The sequence below is a fragment of the Streptomyces sp. NPDC054796 genome, assembly GCF_053611545.1.
Map to the genome: position 1 here is coordinate 49781 of NZ_JBSHAO010000004.1, position 13536 is coordinate 63316.

Genomic DNA, 13536 nt, shown 5'->3' on the forward strand with positions numbered 1-13536 from the left:
CGGCGAGTGTGACGGGGAGCCGCCCCGGCCGGAGCCGGAGCGGACCCGTAGGCCGACGGAGGGGCCGGCACCTGTCGGCCACGGCGTGCTCCGGCGGGGGTCGGACCGGTCAGACCTGGGCGAAGCCGCCGTCGGCGGCGAGCTCGGAGCCGTTGACGTAGCTGGACGCGTCGGAGGCGAGGAAGACGGCCGCCGCGGCGATCTCGTCCGGCTCGGCGAGCCGGCCGAGGGGAACCTGGGCTTCGGCGGCGGCGAGCTCGTCGGCGGAGACGAGGTCGAGCAGCCCTTGGGTGCGGGTGCCGCCGGGTGAGAGCACGTTGATCCTGAACCGGCGTGCTTCGGCGCTGTGGGCGAACCCGCGGACCAGATTGCGGACGGCGGCCTTGGTCGCCCCGTAGACGGGCAGGGACGGCTGGGGCCGCGAGGCGGCCGTCGAGCCGGTGAGAATGATCGACGCCCCCGGTGAGAGCAGCGGCAACGCCTTCTGCACGGTGAACAGCGGGCCTTTGACGTTGGTGGTGAACATCGCGTCGAACTGCTCCTCGGTGATCTCGCCCAGCGGGGCCGCGATCCCGATCCCGGCGTTGGCGACCAGGACGTCGATCCGGCCCGCCTGCTCGGCGACTGTCGCGTAGAGCGCGTCGAGGTCCGCCGGCTTGCCCACGTCGCAACGGACCCCGCTCACCTCGGGGCCGAGCTCGGCCTCGACGGCGTCGAGCTGCGCCTGGCGGCGGCCTGTGACGAACACCCGTGCGCCCTCGGCGCGGTAGGCGCGTGCGATCGCCAGACCGATGCCCGCGTTCGCCCCTGTCACCACTGCGACCTTGTCCTTCAGCGCCTTCATGACCGCTCCCGACCTTGTTGTTGACCAATCAGTCCATAACTTTGCATGATGTGGACCGCTCGGTCAATAACTAGGGTGAGGCGGTGCCGCGTACGACTGCGGGGAGGCTCGGAGTGCGGGCAGCAGGCGGTCGAGCAGCGTCTCGGCCATGACCGGCAAGACGGCCGGATCGGCCGCGGTGTTGGCCGGCGGGCACCCGCGGCGGGCCTGCTCGCCGCTGGGGTCGCGTGCGGGTCCGGTCGCTAAGCCGCGCAGCACGTCGAACTGGCGTGGGTGTGGCGTGGTGCGAGGGCGCCTGTTGTGGACGGTGCGGTCCAGTATCCGTGGGCCGCAGGAGTCGGCGCACGACCGGGGCGGGGCATGACCGTCCGCCGGTCGTGTACTAGAGTTATCTCGACATCGAGATAACTGGCGAGAAGGCGCACACCGACCGCTGAAGTAAGGCTTACCTAACTAAGCCCTGCTCACCATAGCGGATCGCTATTCATGCACTGAAGGAGACTGTCGTGTCGGCGAACAGCTTCGACGCCCGCAGCACGCTGCGCGTGGGCGACGAGTCGTACGAGATCTTCAAGCTGGACAAGGTCGAGGGCTCCGCGCGCCTTCCCTACAGCCTGAAGGTTCTGCTGGAGAACCTGCTCCGTACCGAGGACGGCGCGAACATCACCGCCGACCACATCCGCGCGCTCGGAAGCTGGGACGCGAGCGCCCAGCCCAGCCAGGAGATCCAGTTCACTCCGGCGCGCGTGATCATGCAGGACTTCACCGGTGTGCCCTGCGTCGTGGACCTCGCCACGATGCGTGAGGCCGTCAAGGAGCTGGGCGGCGACCCGGCCCGCATCAACCCGCTGGCCCCCGCCGAGCTGGTCATCGACCACTCGGTCATCGCCGACAAGTTCGGCACCAGCGAGGCGTTCAAGCAGAACGTGGAGCTGGAGTACGGCCGCAACCGCGAGCGCTACCAGTTCCTGCGCTGGGGCCAGACCGCCTTCGACGAGTTCAAGGTCGTCCCGCCCGGCACCGGCATCGTGCACCAGGTCAACATCGAGAAGCTGGCCCGCACCGTCATGGTCCGCAACGGCCAGGCGTACCCCGACACGCTCGTGGGCACCGACTCGCACACCACCATGGTCAACGGCCTCGGCGTGCTCGGCTGGGGCGTCGGCGGCATCGAGGCCGAGGCCGCGATGCTCGGCCAGCCCGTCTCGATGCTCATCCCGCGCGTCGTCGGCTTCAAGCTGACCGGCGAGCTGAAGGCCGGCACCACCGCCACCGACCTGGTGCTCACGATCACCGAGATGCTGCGCAAGCACGGCGTCGTCGGCAAGTTCGTGGAGTTCTACGGCGAGGGCGTCGCCGCCACCTCGCTCGCCAACCGCGCCACCATCGGCAACATGTCGCCGGAGTTCGGCTCCACCGCCGCGATCTTCCCGGTCGACGACGAGACCCTGAACTACCTGCGTCTCACCGGGCGCAGCGACCAGCAGGTCGCGCTCGTCGAGGCGTACGCCAAGGAGCAGGGCCTCTGGCTCGACCCGGCGGCCGAGCCCGACTTCTCCGAGAAGCTGGAGCTGGACCTCTCCACCGTCGTGCCGTCCATCGCGGGCCCGAAGCGTCCCCAGGACCGCATCGCGCTCTCCGACGCCGCCGTCCAGTTCGGCGTGGACGTCCGGAACTACGTCACCGAGGCGGACGTCGACGAGGCGGGCAAGGAGTCCTTCCCCGCCTCCGACGCGCCGGCCGTCTCCAACGGCGTGCCCAGCAAGCCCGTCCAGGTGACCGCCCCCGACGGCTCGACGTACGAGCTGGACCACGGCGCGGTGACGGTCGCGGCCATCACCTCCTGCACCAACACCTCGAACCCGTACGTCATGGTCGCCGCCGCGCTCGTCGCGAAGAAGGCCGTGGAGAAGGGCCTGACCCGCAAGCCGTGGGTCAAGACCACCCTGGCCCCCGGCTCGAAGGTCGTCACCGACTACTTCGACAAGGCCGACCTGACGCCGTACCTGGACAAGGTCGGCTTCAACCTCGTCGGCTACGGCTGCACCACCTGCATCGGCAACTCGGGCCCGCTGCCCGACGAGGTCTCCCAGGCCGTCAACGACAACGACCTGGCCGTCACCTCGGTGCTCTCCGGCAACCGCAACTTCGAGGGCCGGATCAACCCCGACGTCAAGATGAATTACCTGGCCTCCCCGCCGCTGGTCGTCGCCTACGCCATCGCCGGGTCCATGAAGGTGGACATCACGCGCGACGCGCTCGGCACCGACCAGGACGGCAAGCCGGTCTACCTCGCCGACATCTGGCCGACCGAGGCCGAGGTGAACGACGTGGTCGCCAACTCCATCGGCGAGGACATGTTCAACAAGTCCTACGAGGACGTCTTCGCCGGTGACGCCCAGTGGCAGGCGCTCCCCGTCCCGACCGGCAACACCTTCGAGTGGGACGCCGAGTCCACCTACGTGCGCAAGCCCCCGTACTTCGAGGGCATGGGCATGGAGCCCTCGCCGGTCGGCGACATCTCCGGCGCCCGCGTGCTGGCCAAGCTGGGCGACTCGGTCACCACCGACCACATCTCCCCGGCCGGTGCGATCAAGGCCGACACCCCGGCGGGCAAGTACCTCACCGAGCACGGCATCGAGCGCCGCGACTTCAACAGCTACGGCTCGCGCCGCGGCAACCACGAGGTCATGATCCGCGGCACGTTCGCCAACATCCGCCTGCGCAACCAGATCGCGCCGGGCACCGAGGGCGGCTACACGCGTGACTTCACGCAGGAGGGCGGCCCGGTCTCCTTCATCTACGACGCCTCGCAGAACTACCAGGCGCAGGGCACCCCGCTGGTCATCCTCGCGGGCAAGGAGTACGGCTCAGGCTCGTCCCGTGACTGGGCGGCCAAGGGCACCGCGCTGCTGGGTGTCAAGGCCGTCATCGCCGAGAGCTACGAGCGCATCCACCGCTCCAACCTCATCGGCATGGGCGTCCTGCCGCTCCAGTTCCCCGAGGGCGCCTCGGCCGAGTCGCTCGGCCTGGGCGGCGAGGAGAGCTTCTCGATCAGCGGCATCACCGCGCTGAACGACGGCGGCATCCCCGAGACCGTGAAGGTGACGACGGACAGTGGCGTCGAGTTCGACGCCAAGGTCCGCATCGACACCCCCGGCGAGGCGGACTACTACCGCAACGGCGGCATCCTCCAGTACGTGCTGCGCTCGCTCATCAGCAAGTGACGCACCGCATGAGGTGACGCACGGCGAAGAGGCCCGCACCCCCACCGGGGGTGCGGGCCTCCGCCGTACACGGACGTGCACGGAACAACGGCGCCTACGACAGCAGCTCGATCTCAGCGAGCCTCGCGCCACCGCCCTTCGGCACCAGCCGGTACGTCTCCCACGCCCCGGGCCGCTTCACCTCGAAGACCCGCGTCTGCTTGTCCCAGCGGAAGCTCTCCCCGGCGCGCCGGTCCACGTCGGTCCACCGCTTCCCGTCCCGCGAGCCCTGGAGCACCCAGCCGTCCGGCGCCTCGTCCTTCTTCGCGGAGGTGAGGGTGTACGAGGTGACGCGCGAGCCCTTCTCCACCGCCACCGGCGAGGAGGTGACCTCGGCGCCGGTGTCCGAGGTGTCGTCCAGCAGCGCGTCGCCCTCCTCGGGGCGGGTCACATCGCGGCGCGGCGAGGGCACCTTGTCGTCCTTCGTGAGGGAGGTCGGGCCCGCGTGCTCGCCGCTGCCCCACTTCGACGGTTCGGGGCCCATGGCGAACTCCAGCGTGCCGCCCTTGGCGAGGAGCTTGTGGGGGAGCGCCGTGGAGTTCCACTTCTTGCCGTTGACCTTCAGGCCCCGCACGTACACGTTCTCCGCGCTGTTCTCCGGCGCCTTGACGACCAGGTCGCGGCCGTTCTCCAGGTGGACCGTGGCCTTCGTGAACAGCGGTGAGCCGACCGCGTACTCGGGGGAGCCCATGACCAGCGGGTAGAAGCCCAGGGCGCTGAAGACGTACCAGGCCGACATCTCGCCGTTGTCCTCGTCGCCCGCGTACCCCTGGCCGATCTCGCTGCCCAGGTAGAGCCGCGAGAGCGCCTCGCGGACCTTCTCCTGGGTCTTCCACGGCTGCCCGGCCGCGTCGTAGGTGTAGGCGATGTGGTGCGAGGGCTGGTTGCTGTGCCCGTACATGCCCATCCGGACGTCCCTGGCCTCCGTCATCTCGTGGATGACGTTGCCGTACGAGCCCGCGAACCGCTTCTCGGCCGTCTCGGGCGTCGCGAAGTAGCTGTCCAGCTTCTTCGCGAGACCCGCCCTGCCGCCGTAGAGGTTCGCCAGGCCGCGGGTGTCCTGGGGTGCGGTGAAGGCGAAGTTCCAGCCGTTGGTCTCGGTGTAGTCGTGGCCCCAGACGCGCGGGTCGTACGCGTCGGGCGACAGCCGCCAGTCACCCTCGGCGTCCTTGCCCTGGAAGAAGCCGATCCGGTCGTCGAAGAGCTTCACGTAGTTCTGGGCCCGGTTCAGGAAGTAGGACGCCTCTTCCTTGTACCGCTTCTTTCCGGTCTCCTTGTGGAGGGCCTTGGCCATGTTCGCTATGCCGAAGTCGTTGAGATAACCCTCCAGCGCCCAGGACATGCCCTCCTTGGTGGCCGTGCTCGTGTAGCCCAGGAAGGCCGAGGTGTTCATGCCCTTGCGGCCGACGCCCGGGTCCGGCGGGGCCACCGTCGCGTTCTTGAGCGCCGCCTCGTAGGCCGCCTCAGCGTCGAAGTCCACGCCCTTGGCGTAGGCGTCCGCGAAGGCCACGTCCGAGCTGGTGCCCGTCATCAGGTCCGCGTAGCCGGGTGAGGACCAGCGGGATATCCAGCCGCCGTCCTTGTACTGCTGCACGAAGCCGTCCGCCATCTTCCCCGCGCGCTCGGGGGTGAGGAAGGAGTAGGCGGGCCAGGTGGTGCGGTACGTGTCCCAGAACCCGTTGTTGACGTAGACCTCGCCGTCGACGATCTTCGAGCCGGTCTCCGTCGGCGTGTCCGGCTTCTCGGCAGGGGAGAACGGGCTGGCGTAGCGGCTGCGCGAACCCACCTTCTCGTAGCCGGAGTTGGGGTAGAGGTAGAGGCGGTAGAGGTTGGAGTAGAGCGTGGTGAGCTGGTCCTCGCTCGCGCCCTCCACCTCGATGACGCCGAGGATGTCGTCCCACTGCGCCCGCGCCCGGTCCCTGACCCCCTCGAAGGTGGCCGAGCCGGGGATCTCGTCGGCGAGGTTGGCCTTCGCCTGGTCCACGCTGATCAGCGAGGTGGCGATGCGCATGGTGACGGTGCGGTCCTCGCCGGGTGCGAAGCGCAGATAGCCGGTGACGTCCGCTCCGCCGCCGCCCGTCAGCTTGCCTCCGGAGGTGACGGGGGAGTCGAAGGTGGCGTAGACGAACAGCCGCGTGGCCCCCGTGGACCCGCCGCTCTTGACGTCCGAGTAGCCCGTCACGACCCCGCGCTCGGTGTCCAGGCTGAGCCCGCCCCTGTTGTCCACGTTGTCGAAGACGAGACTCGCTTCGTCGCCGGGGAAGGTGAAGCGCATCATCGCGGCGTGGTCGGTCGGCGTCATCTCGGTGCGCAGGCCGTTCTCGAACTCGACGCCGTAGTAGTGCGGCTTGGCCGTCTCGTTCTCGTGCCGGAAGGGCAGCGCGCGCGCCGAGCGCGAGGCGTCCGGGGTGCCCGCCTTCGCCGAAGGCATCACCTGGAACGTCTGCCGGTCGCCCATCCAGGGGCTCGGCTCGTGGCTCGCGCTGAACGCCTGGAGCGTCGGCAGGTTGTCGCCGTTGTTCTTGCGCGCGTACTCGTACAGCCAGTCGGTGGAGCCCGCGTTGGTCACCGGCGTCCAGAAGTTGAAGCCATTGGGCACGGCCGTCGCCGGGAAGTTGTTGCCGCGCGAGAAGCTGCCGCTGGAGTTCGTGCCCCTGTTGGTCGCCACATGGTCGGACAGGTGCGCCTTGGGCTTCGCGGGGGCCTCGGGGGCGATCGCGAGATCGTCCAGCCAGCCGCTGAAGGCCCCCGGGCCCTTGTCGGAGTCGTAGCCCACCAGGACCCGGTCGACGGTCTTGCCCGCCGCGACCCGGCCGATCCTGGCCTCCTTGTGGTTCCACTGGTTGACGTACAGCGTCTTGGACGCGCCCTGGCCGCGCGGGCTCAGCGGGGCGCCGTGCTGGTCGGTGGCGCGCAGCTCGCTGAGGTACGTTCCGTCGGTGAAGGCCAGGTTGACGGCCACCTGCGTCGCCGCGTAACCGCGGTCGCCCTCCGGCATCTCGGGGAAGATCCGGTACGACAGCACGGAGTCGGCGGCGATGTCGGTGTCGACGTCGAAGACCTTGTTGTAGGAGTACGCGTGGCCCCCGGCGCGGTGGACGCCCGCGTAGCGCAGCGCGTGCTTGCCGGTGAAGCCCGCACCCGTCTTCGCCGTAGGCGACTCGGAGGGGCCGGTTCCGGTGCGGGTGCTCATGCCCTGGCCCGACCCGGAGTCGTCCGGGCCGACGCCGGAGACGCGGGGCTCGCCGTCGGGGCCGGTCTCGACGGTGCCGTTCCAGTCGGGGGCCTGCTGTCCTGGCTCGAACGAGGAACTGAAGCGCGTGCCGCGGTCACCGGGCTCGGGGGCCGCGACGGCGGTGCCCTGGGCCGTCACGACGAGCACGGTGACCGCGGCGAGCACGACGGCGCGCGCGGCCCTGGGGGAGAAACGCGCGGCCCTGGGGGAGAAGGGGGACGGGGGACGGAATCCGCGGCGGTCCGCGGGTCTGTGCCGGGTGGTCTGATGGCTACGTCGCACTCGGGCCTCTCAACAGAGGTGACATCGTTGTCAGTTACGCAATGCAGGATTAAGTAACGTGCGGGGGACCTTTGTTGTCAAGGGTGCCGAAGGGGCACGCGATTTACGGGACGTGAAGGGACGCGAAGGGGTGCGGGATTTGCCGCGAGGTGCCGCCGTGCGGGCGTAACGCCGGGCGGAGGGTTTTCTTCCGGTGAGGCGGCGCGAAAGAGCGGAAGCGCCCCACGTCAGCCGGGGCGCGTGCTTTCGTATGTCCAAGCGCCGTACCGCGATTGTCCTAGCCGGATGTCGCGTGCATGTGCTCACCTATGTCCGAGAGGTCTCAACTAGGGAAAGACTGACGCGCAACCCTGCTTTCGATCTTGCCCGCGTGGCGAGAAGTGGACTATACCTGTCGGCACCTCAAGCGGGGCCCTCACACGGAGCCGCTGGCGGTAGCACGACCAGTACGACCCCAGCTTCAACTGACCCGCGGTGTCGGGCCCTTCGTCCGACGGGCGAGCTGACGGGAGACCGGTACACCGCCTGAGTCCTGGAGAAGGCGAGGACTTGAGCATGGGATCCACCCACGTCAACCGTCGTGATCTGATCAAGCGCACCGCGGCAGTCGGCCTTGTCGCCGCCCCCGGAATGGGGCTTCTCAGCTCCTGCGCGAGCGGCGGCGGCGAGAACGAGGACAAGGTCGACAAGGGCAAGAAGAGCAAGGACAACCCGCTGGCGGTCAACAAGGACGCCAAGCTCGAAGTCGTCATCTTCAACGGTGGATACGGCGATCAGTACGCCAAGGACAACCACACGGTCTACGAGAAGTCCTTCGGCCAGGTCGAGCACGTCAAGACCCAGAAGATCCGCACCAAGATGCAGCCGCGGATGGTGAAGGGCAACCCGCCGGACGTGATCAACAACTCCGGCGCCGAGAACATGGACATCGCGAGTCTGATCAAGGACGAGCAGGTCATGGATCTCGAACCGCTGCTGGACGCGCCTTCCCTCTTCGACCCGTCGAAGAAGGTGCGCGACACCCTTCTCCCCGGAACCGTCGAGAAGGGGCAGTTCGGCAGCGACAAGATGTACCAGCTCAACTATTCCTTCACCGTCTACGGCGTCTGGTATTCCAAGACCGCGCTGGAGAAGCTGGACCTCGAATACCCCAAGACCTGGGACGAGATGCTCGCCGCCTGCGCCAAGGCGAAGAAGGAGGGCATCGCGGGCTGGACGTACGCGGGCAAGTACCCGTACTACTTCGCCTTCACGCTGTACCCGTTCTTCACGAAGATCGGCGGCCAGGAGGTCATGAAGGCCATCGACAACCTGGAGCCCAACGCCTGGAAGCACGACGCCGTCAAGAAGGCGTTCGAGGCGTACCACGAGCTGTACGCCAAGGGCTACATCCTCAAGGGCACCCCCGGCATCGACCACATCCAGTCCCAGACCCAGTGGAACAAGGGCAAGGCGCTCTTCCTCCCGAACGGCTCCTGGGTGGAGAACGAGGCCAGGAAGACCACGCCCAAGGACTTCGAGATGACCGTGGCCCCGCCCTCCAGCCTCGACACGTCCGACGCCATGCCCTTCGAGACCGTCTACGCCGAGGCGAGCGAGCCCTTCATGGTCCCGGCCAAGGCGAAGAACGTCGAGGGCGGCATGGAGTGGCTGCGCATCATGCTGGGCAAGCAGTCCACACAGAACTTCAGCGAGCAGGTGTCGGCGCTCACCTGTGTCGACGGCGCGGCCGAGGGGCTGGACCTGAAGCCGGGGCTCTCCTCGGCGCAGCAGATCCTCAAGGCCGCCGGTGAGAACGTGGTGGGCCCCCGCATCCAGGACTGGTACCTGGAGCTGCACAAGGACAAGATCGGCGGCGCCATCGCCTCGATGATGTCGGGCGACATCGAACCGGACGAGGCCATCAAGCGCTGCCAGAAGGCGGCCGACGACGTGGCCAAGGACGACTCCATCAAGAAGTACAAGCGCTGATCCGGAGCCGGCCCGCCGGTCCGGCGGGCCGGCCTCCGACCGGGCACGGCACGGGTATCCATCGGTTCAATGCTGAGTACGGAGCGGGGCGGCATGGCGAACGATCTCCGGACGGTGGGGAAGACCACGGGTCCGGCACCGGAACGACAGGGCGGCGCCGCGCGCACCAGGGCGGCCTTCCCACTGCTCGTGGCGGCCTTCCTGCTGCCGCCCCGCGCCACCCCGGAGAGGGTGCGCAGGGACCCGCGCTACCGGACACTCGACAAGTACCGCTTCATCTGCTGGTTCCTGCTGCTGCCGCTGGTGATCTACGCGGTCTTCGTGATCTCGCCGTTCTTCCAGGCGTTCTACTACTCACTGACCGACTGGACGGGCTTCAGCAGCGAGTTCAGCTTCGTCGGGCTGGACAACTACACCCGGATGATGGACGACTCCACGTTCTGGGCGGCGATGCAGCACAGCCTCATCCTGCTCATCGTGGCCCCCGTCGTCACCCTGGCGCTCGGCCTCTTCTTCGCCTTCATGCTCCAGGCGGGCGGGCGGCACAAGAAGAACGAGGTCATCTCGGGCGTCCGCGGCTCGAAGTTCTACAAGAACGTCTACTTCTTCCCGCAGGTCATCTCCGTCGCCATCATCGGTGTCGTCTGGGGCGCGATGTACGACCCCATCACGGGGCCGATCAACGAGGTGCTGCGCACCGTGGGCCTCGGGGCGCTCGCGCAGAACTGGCTCGCCGACCCCACCTTCGCGCTCGCCTCGGTGCTGTTCGTCGTCTGCTGGATGTTCGTCGGCTTCTACGTGGTGCTGTTCTCCGCCGCCATGGGCTCCATCCCGAAGGACATCTACGAGGCGGCGCTGCTGGACGGCGCGAGCAGGCCCAAGACCTTCTTCAAGGTCACCCTGCCGCTGATCTGGGACACGGTGCAGACCGGCTGGATCTACATGGGCATCCAGGCGCTCGACTGCTTCGCCGTCGTGCACATCATGACCATCAACAAGGGCGGTCCCGGCGACTCCACCCTGGTCACCCCGGTCTACCTCTACAAGAAGGCGTTCGACTCGGGGCAGGCGGGCTACGCCACCGCGATCGGCGTCGTGCTGCTGCTGGTCACCATGGTCTTCGCCGGGGTCATGATGCTGCTGAGCCGCCGCGACCGGATCGAGTACTGAAGTGAGCGGGGAGATTCGAGGAATGAACGCTATCCAGCCCGCCGAGGCGCCCGGGGAAGCGGACCGGGCCGACGGCAAGCCCCTCGCCTCCGGCACCGGCACCGGGCCCGGCGCGAAGGGTGGGGGCCGCGAAGGGCGTGCCCGGATCGGCACCGAGGGCGCCACCCTCAACGTCTTCGCCAACGGCTTCCTCATCCTGTGGAGCGTGATGGCGGCCGGGCCCCTGCTGTGGGTCATGGTCAACTCGCTGCGGAAGTCGGCGGAGATCGAGGGCAAGCCCTTCGGCTGGCCCACCGCGTTCAGCATCGAGAACTTCACCAACGCGTGGAGCGACGCCAACATCGGCGAGTACGCCCTCAACTCGGCGCTGGTGCTGTGCGGTTCGCTGCCCGGCACCATGCTGCTGGGCTCGATGGCGGCCTACGTCATCGCCCGCTTCGCGTTCCCCGGCAACCGTGTCATCTATCTGCTGTTCGCGGGCGGGATGATGTTCCCCATCATCCTGGCGGTCGTGCCGCTGTTCTTCGTGATGGACAACTTCGGGCTGCTGGACACGAAGCAGGGCCTGATCCTGGCGTACATCGCCTACTCACTGCCGTTCACGACCTTCTTCATGACGGCGTTCTTCCGCACCCTGCCGGGATCGATCGCGGAGGCGGCCACCATCGACGGCGCCTCGCACCTGCGGACCTTCTTCCAGATCATGCTGCCCATGGCCAAGCCCGGCCTGATCAGCATCGGCATCTTCAACTTCCTGGGCCAGTGGAACCAGTACTTCCTCCCCCTGGCCCTGAACAGCGAGAGTTCCCACCAGGCCCTGCTGACCCAGGGCCTGGCCGAGCTGTCCGTGAACCAGGGCTACGAGGGGGACTGGGGTGCCCTCTTCGCGGGGCTGACGGTGGCCATGCTGCCCATCCTCGTCGTCTACATGGTCTTCCAGCGCCAGGTGCAGCAGGGCCTGACGGCGGGCGCGGTGAAGTAACCGGGCGCGACGAGGCAGGGGGACCGTTCACAGCACGGACCCAGACCGTCACGGGGCGGACCGGAGCCTGGAGCACCAGGGCCGGTCCGCCCCCTGCGACGTCCGCTCACCCTCCGTAGAATGCCTCTCGGATGAGCGCCCTCGTGGCCGAAGCACGCTCAAGGTCTTGACGGGGGAGAACCGCTCGGGCTCTGCTTAGAGTTCAGATGTTGGAAACAGGCCGTATCCCATCGACGCGGTACGGCAGACGGGGCGGCGGTCGTGCCGGCCGTCGAGGCGGGAGTGGAACAGTGGTCGAGACTCCGGGCTCGCAGTCTTCGCTGCACCGGGCGAATCTGGAGCGGGTCGTACGGGCCGTACGGATGGCCGGATCGCTCACCCAGGCGGAGATCGCCCGGAGCACAGGGCTGTCGGCCGCCACCGTCTCCAATATCGTCCGGGAGCTGAAGGACGGCGGAACGGTGCAGGTCACGCCCACCTCCGCCGGGGGCCGCAGGGCCCGCGCCGTGTCGCTGAGCGGCGACGCGGGCACCGTCGTGGGCGTCGACTTCGGGCACTCGCACCTGCGGGTCGCCGTCGGCAACCTCGCGCACCAGGTGCTCGCCGAGGAGGCCGAGCCCATCGACGTGGACGCCTCGGCAGCCGAGGGCTTCGACCGCGCCGAGCAGCTCGTCCAGCGCCTCATCGCCACGACGGGCATCAGCCCCGAGAAGCTCATCGGCGTCGGCCTCGGCGTCCCCGGACCCATCGACGTGGAGACGGGCGCGCTGGGCTCCACGTCGATCCTCCCGGGATGGGCGGGCACGAACCCGCGCGAGGAGCTGGCATCGCGCCTCGGCGTCCCCGTCTACGTCGACAACGACGCCAACCTCGGCGCGCTCGGCGAGCAGGTGTGGGGCAACGGGCGCGGCTCGGCCGACCTCGCGTACATCAAGGTGGCGAGCGGCGTCGGCGCCGGGCTGGTGATCAACGGCCAGATCTACCGCGGCCCCGGCGGCACGGCGGGCGAGATCGGGCACATCACCCTCGACGAGTCGGGCCCCGTCTGCCGCTGCGGCAACCGCGGCTGCCTGGAGACCTTCACCGCGGCCCGCTATGTGCTGCCCCTGCTGCACTCCAGCCACGGCACGGACCTGACCATGGCCCGCGTGGTCCAGCTCGCGCGTGACGGCGACCCGGGCTGCCGCCGGGTGATCGCCGACGTGGGGCGGCACATCGGCAGCGGCGTCGCCAACCTCTGCAACCTGCTCAACCCCTCCAAGGTGCTGCTCGGCGGGGACCTCGCGGAGGCCGGTGACCTGGTGCTCGACCCGGTGCGCGACTCCGTGGCCCGCTACGCGATCCCCAGCGCCGGGCGTCAGCTCACCGTGGTCCCCGGCACGCTCGGGGGCCGCGCCGAGGTGCTGGGCGCGCTGGCGCTGGTGCTGAGCGAGATGGGTGACGCGACGCTGCTGGACGCCGCCGCCGCTGCCGGGTTCGGCACGGGAGAGGGTGCGGGCGAGGGCGCCGCGTCGGACGGTTCCCAGGAGCGGCCGCGCGAGGGGCGGGAGCCGGGCCGTACGGGCGCCGCACAGCCCGCCGGGCCCCCGGACACGGCGGTGGCCGCGGCCTCGGTCTGACGCCCCCCGGTGGGGGCGGGTGACGCCGCGCACGGTTGCGCGGCGTCACCACAGAGAGCGCTTTTGTGTTCATGCACATAACGAATGGCATCGTTGCCGTCTCGTTAAGGATTTACTTCTTGACGCTTGCGTAGCCTGCGAGTTGACTTCCAGCCACCTCGGCCGCA

Annotated in this window: 7 protein-coding genes; 5 read left to right on the forward strand and 2 right to left on the reverse strand. The window is 68.7% G+C overall.

From position 1 onward, the window contains the following. Nucleotides 1–109: 109 nt before the first annotated feature. Nucleotides 110–844: an SDR family NAD(P)-dependent oxidoreductase gene (locus ACWGJ2_RS04830; RefSeq protein WP_453344513.1), complete on the reverse strand. Its 735-nt coding sequence runs from the start codon at nucleotides 842–844 to the stop codon at nucleotides 110–112. 506 nt (nucleotides 845–1350) lie between these two features. On the opposite strand from ACWGJ2_RS04830, the gene acnA reads away from it, so the two are divergent. Continuing rightward, complete coding sequence (gene acnA / locus ACWGJ2_RS04835) at nucleotides 1351–4071, forward strand: aconitate hydratase AcnA (protein WP_453344514.1); 2721 nt, start codon at nucleotides 1351–1353, stop codon at nucleotides 4069–4071. Nucleotides 4072–4165: 94 nt separating this feature from the next. Here acnA and ACWGJ2_RS04840 read toward each other — a convergent pair whose 3' ends face one another. After that, on the reverse strand, nucleotides 4166–7492 hold the full coding sequence (locus tag ACWGJ2_RS04840) for a GH92 family glycosyl hydrolase (protein WP_453344674.1): 3327 nt from the start codon (nucleotides 7490–7492) through the stop codon (nucleotides 4166–4168). Between the two features lie 690 nt (nucleotides 7493–8182). Here ACWGJ2_RS04840 and ngcE point away from each other — a divergent pair. From ngcE to ACWGJ2_RS04860, 4 genes are all read left to right on the forward strand, one after another. Continuing rightward, nucleotides 8183–9598: an N-acetylglucosamine/diacetylchitobiose ABC transporter substrate-binding protein gene (ngcE, locus tag ACWGJ2_RS04845; RefSeq protein WP_453344515.1), complete on the forward strand. Its 1416-nt coding sequence runs from the start codon at nucleotides 8183–8185 to the stop codon at nucleotides 9596–9598. A gap of 93 nt (nucleotides 9599–9691) precedes the next feature. Continuing rightward, complete coding sequence (locus tag ACWGJ2_RS04850) at nucleotides 9692–10768, forward strand: carbohydrate ABC transporter permease (RefSeq protein WP_453344516.1); 1077 nt, start codon at nucleotides 9692–9694, stop codon at nucleotides 10766–10768. 31 nt (nucleotides 10769–10799) lie between these two features. Next, the gene (locus ACWGJ2_RS04855) at nucleotides 10800–11750 is read left to right on the forward strand and encodes a carbohydrate ABC transporter permease (RefSeq protein ID WP_453344675.1); all 951 of its coding nucleotides are present in this window, start codon (nucleotides 10800–10802) and stop codon (nucleotides 11748–11750) included. Between the two features lie 290 nt (nucleotides 11751–12040). Further along, a complete protein-coding gene (locus tag ACWGJ2_RS04860) occupies nucleotides 12041–13369 on the forward strand; it encodes an ROK family transcriptional regulator (protein WP_453344517.1) in 1329 nt (442 codons plus the stop codon). Nucleotides 13370–13536 lie beyond the last annotated feature (167 nt).